We start from the raw sequence: 20,405 nt of genomic DNA, 5'->3' as shown, positions 1-20,405 counted from the left end.
GCTCACACGGTAGCGCTCGCTTCGCTGGCCCTGGTACTCGCTTTCAGGTAGGCAACCGGCGCCAGTCTCTTCTGTTTCAGGAACGTCTTTGGGTTCTTCAAGGTTACGTGATAGCTTGCAGCAAAGCTTTCGGACCAGTCCAGAAAGGAGGCGTGATGGCGCAAGGAGGTGCCATAGTCCCGCACCAGCTTCGCCGCCACGGGATGGGTGTCCTGGCTCGCCAGGAAAACCACCCCTTCCGGGGCGTGGTGGGCCAAGGCCTCCTCCAGGGGGCCTGGGGTGGTCCCTACCGTGAGGATGAGGACCTTCATACAGAGCTTTATCATTCGGGATGGGCACCCACCGGGGCCAGGCACGGAGGGCTTCCGGGGGAAGGACACCCCAAGACTTCCGATAGCCATTGCTTGGATACGTTACATGGAGCAAGGAAAGAGGGGAGCCCTGTCCAACGCTAAAGGGAATGGATCCAAACAATAGTGCCGTGTTGTTGATCTCTATTAATCTCCTTAAATGCTCTAAACCCATTGATATATTGATGATCAACAACAAGGACGGGGGGCGGCGGGGCGAAAACCGCGTTCAGGACGCAAACCGGGGTGAAAAACTCCCCAAGTCTTCCGATAGAACTCCCCAAGTCTTCCGATACCAACTCCCCAAGTCTTCCGATAGTTTGCTCCCCAAACTCCCCAAGTCTTCCGATACGGGACCGGGCAAACTCCCCAAGTCTTCCGATAGTCGGGGTACGAGCCGATTTTGCCTTAACTAAGGGAAAAGGGCGGGGTTTCGCTTCCCGCCCCGCCCAAAACTCCCCAAGTCTTCCGATACCCCTACTCCCCCAGCCCCATGCGGAAACTTTGGACCCATTCCTCCAAAGTCCCCCGGGACGCCGCCTCCTTGAGCTCCTCCACCACCCGCCGCGGCTCAAGCACCCCCGCCTCCATGAGGCGGGTGAGGTCCTCGAGGTCGCCCACGGAAAGGCGGGAACGCAAAAGGAGCTGGGCCACCTGCACCGCCCGGCGCACCTGGGCCTCCTTGGGCATGTTCTGCCACTCCCTTTCCGCCTCTTCCTCTATGCGGCGGGCCTCCTCCTCCTCCACCTTGGCCTGGACCCTGCGGGCGGAGGCGGGGGGGAGGGCGCGGGCGTACTTGCCGCTTTCGTCCCGGATCACGTCCACCAGGAAGCCCAGATTGTTCTTGGGTTTGTACCCGGAGGCCAGGATGTTCCGGTACCGCTCCAAGCGCTCCTTGATGTGGGCCAAGGGGTAGCGGCGGGCGAGGGAATAGGCGCTGGTGAAGGAAAGGCCCTCCGCCATCAGGAGCTCCACCGCCTCCATATCTGGGACCCCGCCCGCCTCCTCGCCGAAGACGTAGACGATGGTCTGGTTCTGGCCCCGGCCGATGTATTCCACGGACTGAAGGTAGCGGCGCTCTATGAGCTCCTCGTGGGCGGGCTCGAGGGTGCGCCGCACCTTGTCGGGCCGCTTGTGGACGATCTTGCAGGCGGCGGCCCACTCCATGAGGTTCACCTCAAACCGGGTGAGGGGGGCCGGGTTCTCCGGGGAAAACCGCTGGGCGTCCAAAAGCCGGTACAGGGCCCGGCTCAAGGGGCGGCGGAGGCTCGCCATGAACTCAATGTCAATGGGCTTCACGTAGTTTTGCTTTAGCGAGCGCACGATTTCCTTGGCCAGAGTGATGCGCAAGACGCTGGCCCGGTCCAGCTTGCCCTCGGCGGAAGAGGTGTACTCCAGCTTCTCTATGTAGCGGAAGGTGACGCTCTGCCAGCGCCCATCCGCCCGCCAGGCCTCTGAGAGGACGTAAGTGGCGGTGGTGAGGCGCATGAGGCTCTCCTTGAGGGCCTGGTAGTAGTAGCCCGAGGTGTCCAGGCCCATGAGCTTCAGGATCTGGTAAGGGGTGGCGGTGAAGGTGCCGTCCTCGGGGCTTCCGGCGTTGAAGTAAAGGGCGATGAGGGCCAAGGAAACCTCGTTGTCCAAGCCGTGGGGCACGCCCCCCACCTTTTCGCTGGCGTAGCAGGCCAGCTTCACCGGCTTGCCCAGGAACTCAAACTCCTCTTCCCAAGAGGAGTAGCCCTCGGGGATGCGCTCCTGGATGGAGATGAGCCCAAGGCGGGCCACGTTGGCCTCGTCCAGGTGCTGCGCCCGGGCCAGGACCTCCTTCTTGGAAGGGCGGCTTGCGGCCATGTTCCGGTCCATTCTACCGGAGGGGGGCCTTGTGGTATAAGGGTTTCCATGCTCCAAGAGCAGGAACGGTGGAAGGCGTTGCAAGAGGCGTGGGCCAGGTACAAGGAGGCGGTGGCTGCGGGCGGGAACTCCCAGGCCCTTTACAGAAAAGAGGGGGCGGCGTAGGGAAGCGATAATCCCCCAGTTCCCGAGCCGGGGATACATAAACTCCCCCACGCCCGTCGAAGGTGCACATAGCAGGACAAGCGGAGGATGCGCTATTGTGATGGCACGTGGCACGTAAAGCCTTCAAATACCGCCTCTACCCCACCAAGCCCCAGCAAAAGGACCTGGAGCGCACCCTGGAGCTCTGCCGCCAGCTCTACAACGCCGCCCTCCAAGAACGGAGGATGGCACATAGGAAAGCGAAGAAAAGCCTTTCCCTCTACGAACAAATGAGGTGGCTCCCAGAGATAAGAGCCGACCTGCCGGAGTACAAATAGGGTCCACTCCCAGGTCCTGCAAGACGTTCTTAAGAGAGTAGACCGAGCCTTCAAGGGCTTCTTCCGCCGCCTAAAAGCCAGAAAGGGTAAAGCCGGCTACCCCCGGTTCAAGGGAAAGGGACGCTACGACGCCTTCACCTTCCCCCAGGCCTACGCCACCGGGATCAAAGTCCAGGAGGGCGGGAAGCGGGTTCTTCTTCACGGGATTGGTTCGGTTAAGGTCAAGATGCACCGCCCGCTTGAAGGGAAAATCAAGACCGCCACAATCAAAAGAGAAGGGGACGAATGGTACATCGTCTTTGTGTGTGAGGTAGACCCCAAACCGCTTCCCCCGTCTAGGGAGGCGGTGGGCCTTGACCTGGGGACCAACCCCCACTTCCTCATCACCTCGGAGGGGGAAAAGATAGAAGCCCCTCGGTACTACCAGAAGACCCAGGAGAGGCTGGCTAGGAAGCAGAGGGAGCTCTCTCGTAAAGGGAAGGGGAGCTGTCGCTACCTGAAGGCCAAGGAAGAGTTTGCCAAGCTACACCGGAAGGTAGCTAGGCAAAGGTTGGACTTCCACCACAAGGTGGCGAGGAGGCTTGTTAACCGCTATGGGACTATCGTCCACGAAGACCTGAACGTTCTTGGCTTAGCTCGTAGCCACACAGCCAAGGGCGTACACGATGCCGGTTGGGCGCAGTTTTTGCAAATCCTCGCCTACAAAGCGGAGGAGGCTGGTAGGCGAGTCATAAGGGTAGACCCCAAATACACGAGCCAGGACTGTCCGGTGTGCGGCCACAGGGAGAAAAAGCCCCTGTGGGTGAGGGAGTTTGTTTGTTCATCCTGCGGGACGCCGCTTCACAGGGATGTGGCCGCTGCGCGGAACATCTTGGCTCGGGCCTGGACGGGGCCTTCGGGGAAAGATACAGGGATAGCTGTATCTTGAACCGAGAAGCCTCGGACTTTAGTCCGAGGAGTCGTCACCACCTCCTCGCCGAGATGTACCGGGCTTGGCGGGCCCTGGACTTTAAGGAGGCGGCCAGGAAGGGGGAAAGCCTCCTCGAGGCCCTGGGCAGGAACGTCTGGCTCCAGCACCCCCTGGCCCGCCACTTCGGGCGCCTCAAGCGCCAAACGGAGCTTCTCCAAGCGGCGCGGGAGCTTCTTTCCACAGGGGACCTGGCGAACCCCCGAGGGGTGCTGGCGGTGGCGGCCACCCTCCTTCACCTGAGCGAACGCTTCGGCAAGCGGGGCCAGACCACCCTGGCGGCCCTCTACGCCTACCGGGCCCTGGAACTCCTCCTCCAGGAGCGGCTTGGCCGGTTCGGCCGCCTTGCCGAGGCCCCCGGGCTCTCCCCGGAGGAGGCGGAGGCTTTAGCGGAGGAGCTTCGGCGCATCCTCCCGGGGAACGAGGCCCCGAGGGTTCGGGAAAAGCTCGGGCTTCTGGAGGTCTTGGCCTTCCTCCGGGTGCTGGGGGACCCCCTCCTGGCCTCCCTGAACGTCCGGGACCTGCAGGGGCTTGCTGGGGTGCTCAAGGCCAGAAACCAGGCCCTCCTCGTCCACGGCCTGCAGGTGCCCACGGAGAAGCAGGTGGACCAGGTGGCGGCCCTCGCCCGGAAGCTCTTTCAGGACCTCCAAGGGGCGCTCGGGTTCCAGCCGGACCTCGAGGCCATCCCCTTGCCCCGGTGAGCCATGGCGGTCTACGTTTCTCTCTTGGGCAACGAGCCCGGCCCCGCCTACATAGGGCTCAAGTTCGTGCGTAGCCGCGCGGGCAGCGTGGAGGAAGCGGTCTTCTACGCCGAAAGGCCCTGGCCGGGGTACGAGAAGAAGTGGGAGGCCCTTCTGCGGCTCCTTGAGGAGGAGGGCACCCCCTACCGCCTGCTGGAAGCGGGGGCTTTGGACGGGGCAGGGGTGGAGCCAGGAGAGGGGGTTTGGGTCAACCTCACCGGGGGCTCCAAGCTCCTCGCCCTCCGCTCCCTCCGCCGCTGGCAGGGGACGGGGGCCAGGGTCTTCCTCCTGGACGCCCACCGGGACCTCGAGGCCCCCCGGGCCCTCTTCTTCCTCCCGGAGGAAGGGGAGGAGGTGCGAGACGGGGGTGCTGCCCTGACGCTAGCGGACTACCTCCGCCTCTACCTCCGGCCCGAGGGGGAGGAGGTGGAGCCCGTGCAACCGCCCAGGGCCTTCCTCCAAGGGGCAGAGGCCGTGCGGCTTCATGGGCGTGGGGGAGGCCTCTTTGTGGTCTACCGGGGCCGGCCCTACTGGGTGCGCCCCCACCTTGGGAACCCTAAGGGGGAGATGGAGCGGAACGCCCTCGCCCAGCACCGCCAGGAGGCCCAGAGGCTTGGAGGCTACCTGTGCCGGCCCGTGGTGGCCTTCCACGCCGCCCACCTGCAAAGCCTCCACGCCAAACAAAGGGGCAACGTCCTGGCCCGCTGGCGGGCCTGGGCGCAGGAGCAGGGGGTTCTCCTCGCCCACCCGGAAAAGCCCTTGGCGGCGCACCTCGCTCCCCAAGCCCAGGGCAAGGCCCCCAAGAAGGCCCTTCCCGCCCCACAGGGGCCAAGCCTTCTCGCCCTCCTTTCCGAGCAGAGCATGCCCCTTTACGCCGCTTACCTCCACGCCAAGCCTGAGGAGGTCTACCCCCTCGCCACCGGGGAAATGGAGGGGCAACTCCGCTCGGCCCAAGCCTTTTTCCGGGAACAGGGGGTGCGGGTCCACTTCAGCTTCCTCTCCTCCCCCTGGGCCTGGAAGGAGGTGGTCAGGCTTCTAGGCCCCGTGGTGGAGGAGGCCTCGAGGCGGGGGTTACCCGTGCACGCCAACCTCAATGGGGGCACCACCGCCTTGGCCATGGGCCTATTCCTCGCCTTGGGGAAAGGGGTGGAGGCCTCCTACCTGGACCGGGACCGGCTTTTGCGGCTAGAGGGGGGCGAGCTCCCCGTTCCCTGGGGGGAGGGCGACCCGGAGGCCTACCCTCTCCTGCGAGTGTACCGGCTCCTCGGCAAGGTGGGGAGACCTTACCCGGACCCCGAGCTCTTGGCTTTGGCCCGCCGCATCCTCGAGGGCTGGGAAGAGGCGGAGCGGGGATGGGACACCTCTCCCCTAGTCAAAGGCTTCCTTGACCGGTGGAGGCGGTTTGGCCGGGAGTTTTCCGGTAAGGACAGGGGAAGCCTGAAGGGTCTTGCCCTGGAGTACCTCGCTTTCGCCGAGCTCCAGGCCCACCTTGCGACCAGAGGAGGTAGGGCGGCCATGGGCGGCAACCTCGTGCCCCTGGGAGGGCGGGAGGACCTGGGCGGGCAGAACACGGAGGTGGACGGCGTCCTCCTCTACCGGGGTGCCCTGTGGTTTCTGGAGTGCAAGCCCACGGCCCGGGAACTCCGGAAACGGGCCCCCTTCATGGAAAGCCTGGTACAGGGGGTGGCGGGGACCCAGGGGAAGGGGCTCATGCTGGCCCGGGACTGGGGGAATGCGCCGCCGCCGGAGAGGAGCCCTCGGCTCGTCTACATGGCCCTGCGGGTGCCCGAAGGGGTGGAAGGGGTCCACCGCTTCCCCGAGGACCTGGATAAGGTGCTTCCCTAGCGGAGCCTACGCTTGGGCACGGGGAGGAGCCTTCTGGGAAGGGCCCGCGCGGGAATGGGCAGGGGAAGGCGGAGGGCCCACCAGGGCCGTTTGGGCCTTTCCCGCAAGGGTTCGGGGACCCGCGCCTCCTCCGGGGGGATGGCCTCGAGGATAGGCGCGGGCTCGGGCGGGGGCGGGGCCTGAAGGAAGGCCACCCGCTCGGCAAGCTCCCCCCTTTCGTAGAACCCCTGCCTCTCCAGGGCGAGAAGCATCCGGCGGAGGAGGGCCTCTCCCTCTTCAAAGGCCCAAGGGGGGACCTCCGCCCGCTCGTGCAGGACGGCGTTCCGCACCTCCACGAGCCGCCAAAGCCTGGCCCGCACCTCCTCCCCATCGGGGTAGCTCTGGAAAAAAGCCAGGGCGGCCCCCGAGTGGAGCTTGGCCCCCAGGGTGGCCTCAGGGGGAGCCCCGAGCCGCTCCAGGGCTTCCTCCAGGAGGAGGATGAGCCGGATAAAGTCCCCAAGCGGATCTCCCGTGCGTTTCCAGACTGCGGCCATGGCCTATAGGAAGGGGTAGAGCCGGGGGGAGGCGCCGTAGCCCACAAGCCTCCCTCCGGAAGCGGCGATAAGCTCTTCCCAAAAGGCCTTGATGGAGGTGGTGAGCCGGGCGTTGGCGTTGTTGTCGTGGCCTGCGGTGATGCCGGCGATGCAGACCTCCTGGCCCCTTAGGTTAGGTAATCCCAGCCGTTGCTTTGTCCGCTCTAGCAGGGTTTTGCGCACCTCGGGCCTTTCCAGCTTGAGCCGGTAATCGTAAAGGTTCACCAGCTCGGACTGCTCAAATCCGTGGGCCAGGACCAGGATGCGCCCCCTGCCCCTGGCCCGCTCCCCAGCCGCCTTTAGGGCGGCCACGATCTCCGTGCCCTTGGTGCACTCGGCGGTGGCCCGCCTGCGGAGCTCGTCAAAGGCCTCGAGGGCCCGCCTCTGCCAGAGGGCCTTTTCCTTTTCCAGCTTGAACCGGGGGGTGGAAAGGGGGTCCGGCGTTTCCAGGACCCGCACGGGGGCGGTGTAGCTCCGCCCCGTGATGGGGGCCAGGGTGAGGCGTATCCGTTCGTTGAGAAGCCTCTCCGCCAGGCGGGGCAGGACCTCGTGGGCCAGTGCCTCCCGGTAGGCGTTTTGCACGTGACGGGGGGCGCTGCATCCCAGGGCCACCAGCACCTGGAAGTCCTGGACCTGCCCGCCAAAGGGCAGGGTGAGGGCTAGGCTCAAGACCCAAGGGATCATCCCGCCCGCACCTCTTGCGTCAGGGGGTCGCTCGGGGCCTCGTGGGTGAGGGGTGGGAGCTCGGGGCGGTTCAAGGGGGGCACGTATCCCACGAACTCGGGGGCCGGGTCCCAGGCGGGCCAGGCCCGGGCGAACCCCCGCCAGTAGGCGGCCACCTCCTCCCGGTAGTGGGCGAGGAGCTGGTCCAGGGCGCGCTCCGTGTGCCGGTGTAGGGCCTCTAGGTGCTCCGCAAGCCGCCTCTCCTTCCGGGCGGTGAGGAAGAGCTTCCGCATGAGCACCTCCCGTTCGTGGGGGCTCTTGTAGCCCAGGAAGAAGGTGAAGGCCACGAGGGCCAGGCCCAAGACCAAAAGGGCCGGCAGGGCCCAGGGGGAGGGGAGGGGGTCCCCGTTGATCTGGGCCATGCGCCGGGTGAACTCCGTGCGGAGGGCGGCGAAGCTCACCGCCATCAGGGCCGGCAAGACCGCCATGCCCAGGGCGAGGGGCACGTTGCCCTTCCGGAACTGGTTGCCCGCCTCGTGCCCAAGCCAGAACATGACCAAGGTGGCGATGGAGGCCACGATGTAGGCCTCTAGCTGGGAGAGCTCTAGGGTGTCCATGGCGAGCTTGTTGTAGACGAGCTCGGCGGCGAGCACCGCTCCGAGGAGCCCGTACCGCCCGGCGTAGCCCCACATGTGGGCGAAGACTTCCGGGGTGGGTTCGTCCTGGCCCACCACCCGGGTGAGGGCCTTCCGCTGGTGGCGGACCACCTCTAGCCGCTCCTCCAGCCTGGCCCTAAGCCGCAGGTACCGCCCCGCCACCCCCTCCATCCAGCGCCGGAAGCGCTCGGCGAGCTCCTGGGGGAAGGGGCTTGGCGTGAGGTAGGCGAGGCTGGCGTGCTTCTTGGCGAAATTCCTCCCGTCCCGCTTTCCGATCCAGTAGGCGCGCATGTTGCGCAGGCTAAAGAGCAGGGGCATGGCCTTCCTCCTTTTGCGGCAGGGGGAAGAGGTCGTCCAAGGCCTCCTCTGCTTGGGCCAGGGCCGCTAGGCGGGCGGCCTTGACCCGGGCCCGGGTGAGGCGCTTGGCCACCTGGAGGCGGTGGGCCTCCTCGAGGCGGGCAAGCTCCCCCTTGACGTAGGCGATCCTAAGCTCCTCCCGGGCAAGGGCCGCCCGGAGGGCGCCCTCGGGGTAGCGCCCTTCCGCCCGAAGGTTCTCCAGGTGGGCGAGCACCTTCTGGTACTCCTCCAGGGCCTTCAGTAAGGGCGCCTTGCGGCGTGTGAACCGCTCTTCCAGGGCGACAAGTTGCCTCTTCACCCGTTCCTTGAGGGGTTTGCACCGTACCTATGAGGGTTTGAAAGGCGCTCTGCGCTCGAGGAAGAACACCAGGGCGATGCCTCCGTCCTCTGCGGCCCAGAGGGCGTTGGTGAGCCAGAAGCCCTGCCATAAAGAATCGGCCACCACGAGCCCCTCCAAGGCCCCGGCGAAGGTCCAGGGCACGCTCCAACGGAGAAGCCCCACGGAAAGGGAAAACCCTTGGTAACCCTCAGGCAAGGGCCCAAGGAGGAGGCGCTCCAAGGGAGGTCTTTCCCCGAGCGTGTCGGGTGCCGCCCCGGTCGCCAAGAGATCTTGGGAGATGGCGTTCCAGTCAGCCCCCAGGGGTTTGCCCAATCTTTGGCCGTAAGTTAAGCCCCCCAGGAGCAGAAAGACCGCCAGGCGGAGGGATCTTGCCATGCCCAAGGCTTCTCCCTTCCTCCTCGGTGGGCCAGGGGGAACTTCAGGGCCTACGGGACCCCGCAAACCCCTCGTCCCAAAGCTTTCCTCACCCCTGGCTCTCCAGGAGGTCCAGAACCAACTCCAAGGACTCCCTCAGGGAAAGCACCCAGACCGTTCCCACCTTTTTGCCCATAAGGTGCCCGAAATGGCGTCGGTCACCGGTAACCAGGGCATTCGCACGAGCGCTCCAGGCGGCCGCCAGGATCGGTGCATCCTCCAAGGTAAGACCTTTCGCTAAGGCTTTTTGCACCAAGCTCCAAGGAGCCTCAGGAACCGGCCGCACGCTTTCCCGAAGGACCTGAAGGTACTCCAGGGCCTCCAGCCGTTTCGCCTCCAGGTTGCGCCGGGCCTCCTCCAGGGCGTGGGCGGAGGTGAGGAGCTCTAAGCCCACTTTGGGCGCTAGCTCCAGAAGAGCCCGCGCCCTTCCCGCTTGCCAACAAGCGGCGAAGAGGACGTTGGCGTCTAGAAAAAGGCGGCGGAGCTTAGCGGGGGATTGCGGCAAGGCGGGCCCGTTCCTCTTCGGTAAGGGCGTCCTCTGCCAGGAGCTCCTGGAGGCGCCTTTCCGTGTACACCTCCAGAGGGTAGACCCCGGCGGGGCGCAAGAGGAGCCCCCCTTCGGGGGCGAGCTCCACTAGGAAGTAAGCTTCCCCCTCCACGCCCATGGCCCTGAGGAGGCGCTTGGGAATGGAGAGTTGGCCCTTTCGGCTAAGCTTGGCCAGTTCCATGGTTTCAGTATATCCCAACTCAGGGTTTCTTGGTTTGCCGAAATTCATACCTTCCAATAGCCCCTCGCTCCACTTCTCCCGAACGTTCCTGGGCAAAAGGGCGAAGCGAAAGAAGCGTCCCCGCTCGTTCATCACCACCCCCAGGACAAGCCCAGCAAATCCAAAGGGCCCACGCCGATGGCTACGTGGGGGAAGGAGCGGGTGTGGATGCGGTGGCCGTGGACTAGGGGTAGGGGTTTGCGGTCCACCCCTTGGGGGAGGCCGGGTCCGCCTTCCAGGCGTTGGGCCAGGAGGGCGGGGAGGCGGGCGGCTTTTTGGAGGACGCGGTAGAAGCGGGAGAGGTGGGGTAGAGAGGGGAAGAGGGGTTTGAGGAGGGTTTTGCTGGCCAGGTAGTCTTTGGCGAGGTCTTAGCCTTCAAGGACCTTTGGAATCAAGGTGGTTAAAGGGGGTGCTCACGGTTAAGCTTCATAGCACCCCCTCTTTTTGCGCATCTGACCCTGGAGATCAAGTAGCACACGAAGGCATTCCGCTTGTTGGAGTCAAGATGCCGAGGAGCTGCCTACAGGAAGGTTTCCCCAAGGGGCGATACCATCCGCCAGATGGCGAGCTCGTGCCGCCAGGCCTTAGCCTCCCGTCATGGTCCGGGGTAGCCAGGTGGCCAGTTCGGGGAAGGCCACCAGGAGGGCCACCATGAGGAGGAGGACCCCCATAAAGGGGAGGCTATACCGGGCGATGCGGACGAGGTCCTCCCCGGTCAGGGACTGGAGGACGAAGAGGTTGAAGCCCACGGGCGGCGTGATCTGGGCGAGTTCCACCATAATCACCAGGTAGATGCCAAACCACAGGGGGTCCACACCGATGGCCTTCACCACGGGCAGGATCACGCTGATGGTGAGGACCACGATGGAGATGCCGTCCAGGAACCAGCCCAGGACGATGTAGACCAGGGTTAGGAAGAAGATGAGGGCTATTGGCGTGACCCCGGCCTCGGCCGCCCAGGCGGCCAGGGCCCGGGGGATGCCCGTGAAGCCCATGGCCAGGGTGAGCACCCCAGCCCCCGCCAAGATGAGGCCGATCATGCTGGTGGTACGCACGGCTCCCAAGAGGCTTTCAAAGGAGAGGGAAGGGGAGAGTTCCCGGCAGAGGGCGGCGAGGAGGAAGGCCCCCACTACACCGATGGCCGCCGCCTCCGTGGGGGTGGCGACCCCAAGGTAGATGGAGCCCAGGACGAGGAGGATGAGGAGGAGTACGGGGCCCACCTTTAGGAGGCCCAGGAGGGTTTCCCCGAGGGGCCTCGAGGGCTCCCTCGGCAAGGCGTCCCGGTGCCTTAGGGCGAGGAGGGCCACCGTGAGCATGAAGAGCCGGGCCGCGGACACCTCCGCCATCACCCCGTAGGCGATCATGATGACGCTCGGGGGGATAAGGAAGCCCAGGGTGCCCGCCCCCGCCAGGGAGCCCAGGGCGAGGGGCTTGGGGTAGCCCCGCCGCAGGAGCTCGGGCAGGGTGAAGCGGTTCACCGTGGCCGTGGTGGCGGCGGAGGAACCGATGACGGCGGCGAAGAGGGCGCTCGCCACCACGTTCCCGTGGAGGAGCCCCCCGGTGAGCCGGGAGAGGAGCGGGGCAAGCCCCTGGAAAAGCCCCTGGGCCAGGAGGGACCGATAGAGGACCTCCCCCATCCAGACGAAGAGGGGAAGGGCGGCCAGGCTCCAGCCCGAGGTGGCCGTCCAGAGGGCCGTGGCCAGGTTGGGCCCAAGGGGGGCCTAGGTGTAGAGGGCGAGGGCCAGGAGGCCCACCAGGAGGAGGGCAAGCCCCACGTACACCCCAAGCTCCAGGAGGGTGAGGATGAGGGCGAGGCTGGCTTCGAGGAGGTTCACCTTTCCCTCCTCGCCGCCTTCAGGAAGGCTTCCAGGAGGCCTAAGGCGAAAAAGCTAAGCCCCAGGGCTAGAAAACCCTGCGGCAGCCATAGGGGCAAGGGGAGTAGCCCCGGGGCCAGGTCGCCATAGCGGTAGCTCTCCGCCGCCTTGGCCCAGGCGTGGTAGGCGGCGAAGAGGCTCGCCAAAAGGCCCAGGAGGAGAGCCCCCGCCTCCACGGCCCGCCTGGGCCCTGGGGGAAGCCGCTCCAGGAGGAGCCCCACCCGGATGTGCCCCCCGGCCCGCAGGGTGGGGGCGAGGCCCAGGAAGATGAGGCCAGCGGTGGCGTAGCCGGCGAGCTCCAGGGCCGAGGGGACCACGAAGCCGAGGAAGCGCTCCACCACCTGGGCCAGGATCACCAGGAGGACGAAAAGGCCCATGAGGGCCGCGAGGAGTTCTGCCAGGCGAAATAGGAGGCTCATTCGGCCGAGGTACTGCCGGTAGACCTTCACCCCTGTGGCCCCCGCCTGGCGTTGCCACTCCACGATCATGGTCCCGCCCACCTTCTTGAGGTCGGCGAGGAGCTGGGGCGAGGGCTTCACCACCTGCATGCCCCGGCTCTCCAGGGTCTTTAGCGCCTTCTCCTCCTGCTCTTGGCTTAGCCGCCAGCCCCGTTTCTCCGCCCGCTTGGCCGCCTGCAGGAGGGCTTCCCGGTCCTGGGGGGAGAGGCTCTCAAAGGCCCGGCGGCCGATGACCCCCATGTTCTTGGGAATCCAGGCCTTCACGTCGTAGAAGTAGCGGGCGAAGTCCCAGGCCTGGCTGTCCACCCCCGTGACGGGGGAGGTGATCATGGCCTCCACGATGCCCGTGGCGAAGGCTTGGGGGATGTCCGCCGCCTCCACCTGCACGGGGGTCATGCCCAGGAGCTCCGCCAGCCGGGCCGTGGCGGGGTTATAGGCGCGGAAGCGGATCCCCTGGAGGTCCTGGGCGGACTGGACGGGCTTCTTGGTGTAAAGCCCCTGGGGCGGCCAGGGCACGGCGTAGAGGAAGACCACCCCCCGCTGGGCGAGCCACCGCTCCACCTCGGGCCGCTGGGCTTGGTAAAGCCGCTGCGCCCCTTCGTAGCTCATGGCCACGAAGGGGATGGAGTCCAGGTTGAAGAGGGGGTTTTCGTTGGCGAGGAGGGACATGAGGACCTCCCCCATCTGGATCTGCCCGTTGCGCACCGCGGGGAGGATCTGCGGGTGGGGGAGGAGGGACCCCCCGGGGTGGACCGTGATCTTCACCCGCCCCCCGTGGCCTCCTCCACCTCCTGGGCGAACTGGAGGATGTTCTTGAGTGTGGAAGTTGGCCGGGGGATAGGGGGTGGCCATGTTCTAGGTCTGGGCTTGGGCCTTCAGGAAATGCCGATAAGGGCTACCAGGGCTTTGCGCAGGAACCCTCGCCTCTTATGCATAATCTTACTGCTTGGGCGCCTGGTCCACGAAGGCGTTGGTGTAGGTGCGCTTCAGGTCTATCCGCGCCCGGGCCACGTTGGGGTCAAAGGCGGAGAGCACCGTGAGGGGCCGCAAGGGGGCGGTGTCGCTGAAGCGCCCCGTGGGGGAGAAGCTTTCCAAGGAGTTCCTGAGCACCTTCAGGTAGAGGGCCTTGTCCCCCAGGAAGTACTCCTCGGGCAGAATGGCGGCGATCTCCTCGGGGGACTTGCCCTGCATCCAGCGCAGGCCCCGCACCATGGCGTTCACCAGGCGCTGGGCCGTGTCCGGGTTCCGCTCCAGCCAGGCCCGGGTGGTGTAGAGGACGGCGGCGGGGTACTCCCCTCCCAGGACCTCCCGGGTGCCCTTGGTGGTGCGGGTGTCCGCCAGGACCTTGATGAGGCCCCGCTCCTCCAGGAGGGTGATGGCGGGTTCCACGTTGGCGATGGCCTCCACCTGCTTGTTCTGCACGGCGGCCACCGCCTGCGCCCCCACGGAAACCCCCACCACGGCCACGTCCGTGGGCTTGAGGCCGTTCTTCACCAGGAGGTAGTTGAGGAAGAAGTGGGTGGAGGAGCCGGGGGCGGTGACCCCCACCCGGCGCCCCTTGAGGTCGGCGATGGACCGCACCTGGTCCGCCAGGTCCGAGCGCACCCCGAGGACGATGGCCGGATACCGCCCCACCTGCACGAAGGCCACGATGTCCCGGCCCTGGGCCTGCATCTGGATGGTGTGGTCGTAGTAGCCCATCACCACCTCCACGCTTCCCCCGATAAGGGCCTGGAGGGCGCGGCTACCCGCCTGGAGGTCCTGGATCACCACGTCCAGGCCCTCTTCCTTGAAGTAGCCGAGCCTTTCCACCACCGTGAGGGGCAGGTAGACCACGGCGGTCTTCCCCCCCACGCCCAGGACCACCCGCTTCTGGGCGAGGCCGAAGGCCAAAAGGACCAGAAGGAACCAGACCGCAATCCGCTTCATGCTTCACCTCCTTTGGGCCGCCACACGAGAAGCCTCCGTTCCACGGCCCCCACCAGGGCGTCCAGCGCCAGGACGAAGGCCATGAGGACCACCATCCCGGCAAAGACCCCCGTGGTGTCAAAAACCCCTTCCGCCTGGGCGATGAGGTAGCCAAGCCCGGCGGCGCTTCCCAGGTACTCCCCCACCACGGCCCCGATGACGGCGAAGCCGATGGAGGTCCGCAAGGAGCTGAAGATCCAGCTCGCCGCCGCCGGCAGGTAAACGTGGGCGAGGAGGTGGCGGCGGTTCGCCCCGAGGAGGCGGGCGTTTTGCAGGACGATGGGGCTCACCTCCTTCACCCCTTGGTAGGTGTTGAAGAAGGCCACGAAGAAGACCAGGGTGACCCCCAGGGCCACCTTGGAGAGGACCCCGAGGCCGAACCACAGGGTGAAGATGGGGGCGAGGACCACCCGGGGGATGGCGTTCAGGGCCTTCACGTAGGGATCCAGCACCGCCGCCACCCCGGGGGAGAGGGCGAGCCAGAGCCCGAAGACCACCCCGAGGAGGGTGCCGATGGCGAAGGCGAGGAGCATCTCCACCGTGGTCACGTAGAGGTGGGGGTAGACCTCCCCCGTGCCGAACCAGCGGAGGACCCGCTTGAGGATCTCCGAGGGGTAGGAGAAGAAGAAGGGGTCTATGCGGCCTGTCCTCGAGGCCCACTCCCAAAGGAGGAGGAAGGCCACGAGGAGCCCCGCCTGCCAAAGCCGTACCCTAAGCCCCCGCATGGGCCCGCATCACCTCCCCTCGCAAAAGCTCCCAAATCTCCCGGTGGAGCCGCAGGAACTCGGGGGTGAGCCGGATCTCCGCCACGTCCCGGGGCCGGGGGAGGGGGATGGGGAACTCCCCGATGGGCCGGGAGCGGGGCCCGGCGGAGAGGACCACCACCCGGTCGGAGAGGGCGATGGCCTCCTCTAGGTCGTGGGTCACGAAGAGCACCGTCTTCCGGTCCTCCTGCCAGAGCTTTAGAAGCTCGTTCTCCATGAGTTGCCGGGTCTGCACGTCCAGGGCGGAGAAGGGCTCGTCCATGAGGAGGAGCTTGGGGCCGGCGATGAGGACCTGGGCCAGGCCCACCCGCTTGCGCATCCCGCCGGAGAGCTGGTGGGGGAAGTGGTGGGGAAAACGCCCAAGCCCCACCTTCTCCAGCCAGGCCAGGGCCTCCTTGCGGGCCTCGGCCCAGGGGCGCCCCCGGAAGACCAAGGGGAGGGCCACGTTGTCCAGGGCGGTCTTCCAGGGGAGGATGGCGTCCTGCTGGAAGAGGTAGCCCGCCAAGGGGTTCAGGCCCCTGAGGGGCCTCCCCTCCAGGAGGACCTCCCCCCGGCTTGGGGGGAGGAGGCCCGCCGCCACGTTGAGGAGGGTGCTCTTCCCGCACCCCGTGGGCCCCACCAGGCTCACGAACTCCCCGGGGACGAGGCGGAGGGTAACCCCTTCCACCGCCACGTACTCCCCAAAGGCCACGGAAACCTGCCGGAACTCCAGGAGGCTCATGAATAGTACTCGGGGTTGGGCCTTATCCCAAGGGCGTTAAGGAGGCGGTTGGTGAAGTTGAACATGGCCGCCACCTCGGCGGCCTCGAGGATGGCCTCGTCGGAAAGCCCCGCCTCCTTGAGGGGCCTCAGGTCCTCCTTCGAAAGCTCGTAGTGCCGGTGGGTTACCTTGAGGGCAAAGTTCACCAGGGCCCGCATCCTCGGGGGAAGCTCCGCCCGGCGGGGGTTGGCGGCCAGGACCTCGGGGAGCCGCCCGTCCCCGGTGAGCTCCTTCAGGTAGCGCTTGTGGCTCGCCACGCAGTACTCGCACCGGTTTTCCCCGCTTATGGCGATGGCCATGGCCTCCTTTTCCTCCCGGCTGAGGAGGCCCTCCCCCCGCATGAGGGCGTGGTAGTAGCGGAACCAGAGGAGGAAGCGGGGGCTTAGGGCGAAGGCCCGGGCCACGTTGGGGACGAAGCCCATTTGCTCCCGGAACTCCCCGAAGAGGGCCCTCACCTCCTCGGGAAGCTCCGCCTCCTCCGGGACCCGGAGCCAGGAGATCACCATACCGCCACCGCCCGCACGGGGCCGCCGGAGGCGCCCCGGTGCTTGGGCCCGCCCACGAAGAGGAGGGCCCCGGCGGGGGGCACCTGGGCCAGGTTGGCCAGGTTCTCCAGGCCGTACTTCCCGGCCCCGAGGAGGATCACGTGGGCCTTAAAGTCCTTGGAGGGGCCGTGGTCCAGGGAGAGGGTGTCCACCCCCACCCCCACGATCTCCCGCTCCCGCACCAGGAACTCCGCCGCCTCGGGGGAGAAGCCGGGGAAGTGGAGGGTGCCGGAGGCGTCCTGGTTGAGGAAGGCCTTGGGGTCGCGCCAGCGCGCCTCCCAGCCCGAGTGCATGGCCACGAAGGCCCCCTTGGGCAGGCGGCCGTGCTGGCGCTCGTAGGCCAGGATGTCGTCCACGGTCACCTGGGTGTCGGGGTCCCTGGCCGCCCGCTCGTGGAGGTGGAGCACCGCCAGGGGGGCGATGAGGCTTGCCACGGGGAGCTTCTCCGCCGTAAGCCCCCCCTCGGCGAAGTGGGCGGGGGCGTCCATGTGGGTGCCCGAGTGCTCCCAGAGGTCCAGGCGGTTCCCGTAGTAGCCGTTCTGCCGCACGGTGACCAGGGTGGTGATGCGCATGGGCTCGGCCCCGGGGAAGAGGGGGATCTCCGGGGAGAGCTCATGGGTGAGGTCCACCGCCCGGGAGAAGGCCTTCCCCGGCACCTCCGCCTGGGCCAGGGCCCGCCCCGCCAGAAGCCCCAGGCCCGCCCCCAAAAAGGCCCTCCGGGAAAGGGAGCGGGCCACCGCCTCCATCACCAAGGGTGCGCACATGGCGTCCTCCTTTCTTGCCGAATAAACTTACCACGTCCCCGCAAAGGTAGGCAAGGGTTACCGCCTGGGGTCCAGCCGGTCCCGTAGCCCGTCCCCCAAGAGGTTGAAGCCGAGGACGGCCAGGGTGAGGGCGAGGCCCGGGACCAGGGCGGGGTAAGGGGAGAGGGGGAGGAAGCTTTGCGCCTCCCGGAGCATCCGGCCGAGGCTTGGGGCGGGGGGCTGGACGCCGAGGCCCAGGTAGGCGAGGGCGGCCTCGGCCAGGAGGGCGGCTGCGAAGGCTAGGCTCGCCTGGACCAGGAGGGGCCCGAGGAGGTTGGGGAGGATGTGGCGGAGGAGGATGCGCCCCCTCGAGGCCCCTAAGGCCACGGCCGCCTCCACGAAGGGGGCGCTCCGGAGGGCCATGGCCCCGGCGCGGGCCACCCGGAAGAAGGCGGGCACCATGGATAGCCCCACCGCCAGCATGCTGCTCAAGGCCCCGGGGCCCAGGAGGGCGGCGAAGAGGAGGGCGAGGAGAAGGCCGGGCAGGGCGTAGAGGGCCTCCATGAGGAGGCTTAGGGCCCCGTCCACCAGGCCCCCCAGGTACCCGGCGAGGAGCCCCAAGGGGACCCCCAGGCCAAACCCCACCGCCACGGCGATGCCCCCCACCCAAAGGGCGTTTCTGGCCCCGTGGAGGACCCGCGCCAGGAGGTCCCGGCCCAAGGGGTCCGTGCCCAGGGGGTGGTCCGGGGAAGGAGGGCTTAGACGGCGGAGGAAGTCCGGGGCGTTGGGGTCCACGGGGTAGAGGAAGGAGGCCAGGGCCAGGAGGAGGAAGAGGCCCACGAGGAGGCTTCCCAAGAGGAGGCTTGGCCTAGGCATACGCCACCCGGGGGTCCAGAAGGCCGTAGAGGAGGTCCACGAGGAGGTTGAAGAGGACGATGAGGCAGGCCATGGCGAGGACCAGGCCCTGGAGGAGGGGGTAGTCCCGGGCCTCCAGGGCGGTGAGGGCCAGGCTCCCGAGGCCGGGGAGGGCGAAGACCGCCTCCACCACCACCGCCCCCGTGAGGAGGAAGCCCCCCTCGAGGCCTAAAAGGGTCACTAGGGGAAGGCTTGCCGGTTTCAGGGCGTGCTTCCAAAGCACCCGCCCCTCGGGGACCCCCTTGGCCCGGGCGGTGCGGATGTAGTCCTGGGAGAGGACCTCCAGGAGGCTCGCCCGGGCCATGCGGAAGAGGAGGGCGGCCCGGGAGAGGGCCAGGGTGAAGGCGGGGAGGAGGAGGTGGCGGAGGGCCTCTAAGGGCCTTTCCCAGCCCGGGAAGCCGCTTGCGGGGAGAAGGGGAAGGTGGACGGCGAGGAGGTAGAGGAGGGCCACCCCGAGGAAAAAGGTGGGGAGGGACTGGAGGAAGGCCATGAGGCCGCTTAGGGCCAGGTCCCAAAGGGGAAAGCGGAGGGCGAGGAGGGCGAGGGGGAGGGAGAGGGCCAGGCTACCCCCAAGCCCCAGGAGGACCAGGGCCAAGGAGAGGGGAAGCCTCTCCCAGAGGAGTTCCGCCACGGGCTTCCCGTAGCGGATGGACTCCCCCAGCTCCCCCCGGAAAACCCCCTCTAGCCAGTCCAGGTAGCGCGCCAGGGGGGGCTTGTCCAGGCCCAAGGAGCGCTCCAGGGCGGCCCGGGCCTCGGGGGAGGCCTCCAGGCCCAGGATGGCCTGCACGGGGTCCCCAGGCAGGAGGAGGAGGAAGGCGAAGACCAAGGTGGCGGAAAGCCAGAGGGTGAAGAGGGCGAGGAGGAGGCGGCGGAGGAGGAAGCCCCGCATCTAGCGCGCCAGGTAGACCCGGGTCACGTTGAGGCTCGGGGTGGGTTGGTTCGTCCACCAGCCCATCACCTCCCGGCGCATGGCGGCCAAGTAGGGGGCGTTCATCACCCAAAGGTTCACCGCGTCCTGGGCGAGGAGGCGTTGCATCTCCTTCATGAGCTCGCAGGCCCGTTTGGGGTCCGGGGTGCGCAGGTACTGGGTGTAGAGCTCCCGGAACCTGGGGGAGTCGTAGCGGAAGTAGTAGTTGGGGTTGGCGTAGATCCCGATGTCGTTGGGCTCGGAGTGGCCGATGATGGTCATCTGGTAGTCCGCCCCCCGGAAGACCCGAGAAAGCCAGGTGGCCCACTCCACCACCTCGAGGCGGGCCTGGACCCCGATCTGGCCGAGCTGGGCGGCGATGGCCTCCCCAAGCCGCCTTTCGTAGGGGTAGGGGGCGGCGAGGGTGAAGGTGAAGCGCAAGGGGTTGCCCGGCCCATACCCTGCCTCCTGCAGGAGGGCCCGGGCCCGGGCGGGGTCGTAGGGGTAGTAGCCGGAGAGGTCCTCGTAGCAACTCTCCCCCGGGGAGCGGTGGCTTCCGATGGGCGTGCCGTAGCCCAGCATCACCCCCTCCACCAGGGCCTTCTTGTCCACGGCGTGCTGGATGGCCCGGCGCACCCGGGGGTCGTTGAAAGGGGGGCGGCTGTTGTTCATCCCTGCGGTGATCTCCGTGGTGGTGAAGCCCGTGACCACCTTGAAGGCGGGGTCCCGCCCGAGCACCAGGGCGTTTTCCGGGCTCACCCCGAGGCCGATCACGTGGATGTCCCCGGCCCTTAAGGCGGCGATTTGGGCGTTGGCGTCGGGAAGGAAGCGGAAGAAGACCCGGTCCAGGTAGGGGAGGCCGGGCTCGTAGTACCCCTCAAACCGCTCCAGCCGCACCCCCACCCCCCGCTCCCAGGCCACGAAGCGGAAGGGGCCGGTGCCGATGGGGTTTGTCCGCTGCGCCTCCACCCGCCCCTTGGGGCCGATCACGGAGTCGGGACGGGCCAAGTTGAACAGGAAGTCCTGGTTGGGCTGGCGCAGGCGGAAGACCACGGTGTAGGGGTCTTTGGTCTCCACGCTCTGGATGTCCTGGTAGTACTCGGGGTGGGTGTGGCCGGACCTGGGGTCCCGGGCCCGGTTGAACTTGTAGACCACGTCCTCGGCGGTGAAGGGGCTCCCGTCGTGGAAGCGCACCCCCTTCCGCAGGTAAAAGGTCCAGGTGAGGCTGGAGGGGCTTCCCTGCCAGCGCTCCGCCAGGGCGGGAACGATCTCCCCCTTCTCGTTGAACTTCACCAGGCCCTGGAGGACGTTGTCGTAGAGCATCCGGGCGATCTCTTGGCTGGTGGAGGCGGTGGGGTCCAGGACCGGGGGCTCGGCCAGGATGGCCACCCGAAGCTCCCCGCCCCGGGTCTGGGCCAGGGCGAGGGAGAAGCCGAGAGCGAGCATCGCCAGGGTGCGCTTCATGGGTTC

22 protein-coding genes and 2 pseudogenes are annotated in these 20,405 nt (G+C 67.1%); 4 read left to right on the top strand and 20 right to left on the bottom strand.

The window, feature by feature from the left end; translation table 11 throughout:
- Positions 1–2 precede the first annotated feature (2 nt).
- Positions 3–311 (bottom strand): hypothetical protein, encoded by a 309-nt coding sequence (locus tag L0C60_RS12735; RefSeq protein ID WP_267962809.1) that lies wholly within the window; start codon positions 309–311, stop codon positions 3–5.
- 516 nt (positions 312–827) lie between these two features.
- Complete coding sequence (locus tag L0C60_RS00295; RefSeq protein ID WP_234508077.1) at positions 828–2,198, bottom strand: replication initiator protein A; 1,371 nt, start codon at positions 2,196–2,198, stop codon at positions 828–830.
- Positions 2,199–2,470: 272 nt separating this feature from the next.
- Between L0C60_RS00295 and L0C60_RS00290 the strand changes: the two genes are divergently transcribed.
- The 4 genes from L0C60_RS00290 to L0C60_RS00275 are packed head-to-tail and all read left to right on the top strand — an operon-like array spanning position 2,471 to position 6,232.
- Positions 2,471–2,680 (top strand): helix-turn-helix domain-containing protein, encoded by a 210-nt coding sequence (locus tag L0C60_RS00290; RefSeq protein ID WP_234508079.1) that lies wholly within the window; start codon positions 2,471–2,473, stop codon positions 2,678–2,680.
- A gap of 16 nt (positions 2,681–2,696) precedes the next feature.
- The gene (locus tag L0C60_RS00285) at positions 2,697–3,608 is read left to right on the top strand and encodes an RNA-guided endonuclease InsQ/TnpB family protein (protein ID WP_234508178.1); all 912 of its coding nucleotides are present in this window, start codon (positions 2,697–2,699) and stop codon (positions 3,606–3,608) included.
- Positions 3,605–4,348, top strand: coding sequence for a hypothetical protein (locus L0C60_RS00280; protein WP_234508081.1), 744 nt, complete (start codon positions 3,605–3,607; stop codon positions 4,346–4,348). The genes L0C60_RS00285 and L0C60_RS00280 overlap by 4 nt, the downstream gene beginning before the upstream one ends.
- Before the next feature lie 3 nt (positions 4,349–4,351).
- The gene (locus tag L0C60_RS00275) at positions 4,352–6,232 is read left to right on the top strand and encodes a hypothetical protein (protein ID WP_234508083.1); all 1,881 of its coding nucleotides are present in this window, start codon (positions 4,352–4,354) and stop codon (positions 6,230–6,232) included.
- On the opposite strand, the gene L0C60_RS00270 is transcribed toward L0C60_RS00275, so the two are convergent.
- The 18 genes and pseudogenes from L0C60_RS00270 to L0C60_RS00190 form a co-directional block, all read right to left on the bottom strand.
- Positions 6,229–6,765 (bottom strand): hypothetical protein, encoded by a 537-nt coding sequence (locus L0C60_RS00270; RefSeq protein ID WP_234508085.1) that lies wholly within the window; start codon positions 6,763–6,765, stop codon positions 6,229–6,231. The two genes, L0C60_RS00275 and L0C60_RS00270, sit on opposite strands and share 4 nt — an antisense overlap.
- 3 nt (positions 6,766–6,768) lie before the next feature.
- A complete protein-coding gene (locus L0C60_RS00265) occupies positions 6,769–7,488 on the bottom strand; it encodes a hypothetical protein (protein WP_234508086.1) in 720 nt (239 codons plus the stop codon).
- Entirely contained in the window at positions 7,485–8,441 is a 957-nt protein-coding gene (locus tag L0C60_RS00260; protein WP_234508089.1) for a hypothetical protein, read from the bottom strand. The genes L0C60_RS00265 and L0C60_RS00260 overlap by 4 nt, the downstream gene beginning before the upstream one ends.
- Positions 8,425–8,778: a hypothetical protein gene (locus L0C60_RS00255; protein WP_234508091.1), complete on the bottom strand. Its 354-nt coding sequence runs from the start codon at positions 8,776–8,778 to the stop codon at positions 8,425–8,427. The genes L0C60_RS00260 and L0C60_RS00255 overlap by 17 nt, the downstream gene beginning before the upstream one ends.
- Before the next feature lie 27 nt (positions 8,779–8,805).
- Entirely contained in the window at positions 8,806–9,195 is a 390-nt protein-coding gene (locus tag L0C60_RS00250; protein ID WP_234508093.1) for a hypothetical protein, read from the bottom strand.
- Between the two features lie 88 nt (positions 9,196–9,283).
- Positions 9,284–9,739, bottom strand: a complete 456-nt coding sequence (locus L0C60_RS00245) for a type II toxin-antitoxin system VapC family toxin (RefSeq protein WP_234508094.1) — start codon at positions 9,737–9,739, stop codon at positions 9,284–9,286.
- On the bottom strand, positions 9,720–9,962 hold the full coding sequence (locus L0C60_RS00240; protein WP_234508097.1) for an AbrB/MazE/SpoVT family DNA-binding domain-containing protein: 243 nt from the start codon (positions 9,960–9,962) through the stop codon (positions 9,720–9,722). The genes L0C60_RS00245 and L0C60_RS00240 overlap by 20 nt, the downstream gene beginning before the upstream one ends.
- Before the next feature lie 45 nt (positions 9,963–10,007).
- Positions 10,008–10,369: pseudogene (locus tag L0C60_RS12935) on the bottom strand (transposase family protein); the annotation flags it as partial.
- A 216-nt stretch (positions 10,370–10,585) separates the two neighbouring features.
- Positions 10,586–11,836 (bottom strand): annotated as a pseudogene (locus L0C60_RS00235) (TRAP transporter large permease).
- Positions 11,833–13,098 carry a TRAP transporter substrate-binding protein DctP gene (gene dctP / locus L0C60_RS00230; protein ID WP_234508099.1) on the bottom strand — a complete coding sequence of 422 codons (1,266 nt, stop codon included), beginning with the start codon at positions 13,096–13,098 and terminating at the stop codon, positions 11,833–11,835. Before dctP ends, L0C60_RS00235 begins: the two are co-directional and overlap by 4 nt.
- A gap of 174 nt (positions 13,099–13,272) precedes the next feature.
- The gene (locus L0C60_RS00225; RefSeq protein WP_234508101.1) at positions 13,273–14,262 is read right to left on the bottom strand and encodes an ABC transporter substrate-binding protein; all 990 of its coding nucleotides are present in this window, start codon (positions 14,260–14,262) and stop codon (positions 13,273–13,275) included.
- Positions 14,259–15,026 (bottom strand): ABC transporter permease, encoded by a 768-nt coding sequence (locus L0C60_RS00220; RefSeq protein WP_234508103.1) that lies wholly within the window; start codon positions 15,024–15,026, stop codon positions 14,259–14,261. The genes L0C60_RS00225 and L0C60_RS00220 overlap by 4 nt, the downstream gene beginning before the upstream one ends.
- Positions 15,013–15,786, bottom strand: a complete 774-nt coding sequence (locus tag L0C60_RS00215; RefSeq protein ID WP_234508105.1) for an ABC transporter ATP-binding protein — start codon at positions 15,784–15,786, stop codon at positions 15,013–15,015. Before L0C60_RS00215 ends, L0C60_RS00220 begins: the two co-directional genes overlap by 14 nt.
- On the bottom strand, positions 15,783–16,331 hold the full coding sequence (locus tag L0C60_RS00210) for a peroxidase-related enzyme (RefSeq protein ID WP_234508108.1): 549 nt from the start codon (positions 16,329–16,331) through the stop codon (positions 15,783–15,785). The genes L0C60_RS00215 and L0C60_RS00210 overlap by 4 nt, the downstream gene beginning before the upstream one ends.
- Complete coding sequence (locus L0C60_RS00205; protein ID WP_234508110.1) at positions 16,325–17,134, bottom strand: cyclase family protein; 810 nt, start codon at positions 17,132–17,134, stop codon at positions 16,325–16,327. The genes L0C60_RS00210 and L0C60_RS00205 overlap by 7 nt, the downstream gene beginning before the upstream one ends.
- 57 nt (positions 17,135–17,191) lie before the next feature.
- Entirely contained in the window at positions 17,192–17,989 is a 798-nt protein-coding gene (locus L0C60_RS00200; protein ID WP_234508113.1) for an ABC transporter permease, read from the bottom strand.
- Positions 17,982–18,917, bottom strand: a complete 936-nt coding sequence (locus L0C60_RS00195) for an ABC transporter permease (protein ID WP_234508114.1) — start codon at positions 18,915–18,917, stop codon at positions 17,982–17,984. The genes L0C60_RS00200 and L0C60_RS00195 overlap by 8 nt, the downstream gene beginning before the upstream one ends.
- On the bottom strand, positions 18,918–20,399 hold the full coding sequence (locus L0C60_RS00190) for an ABC transporter substrate-binding protein (RefSeq protein WP_234508116.1): 1,482 nt from the start codon (positions 20,397–20,399) through the stop codon (positions 18,918–18,920). It lies immediately after the preceding gene.
- Positions 20,400–20,405 lie beyond the last annotated feature (6 nt).

Origin of the sequence: Thermus hydrothermalis (genome assembly GCF_022760925.1) — a bacterium.
Taxonomy (GTDB): domain Bacteria; phylum Deinococcota; class Deinococci; order Deinococcales; family Thermaceae; genus Thermus; species Thermus hydrothermalis.
This window is presented reverse-complemented; position numbering and strand designations above follow the sequence as displayed.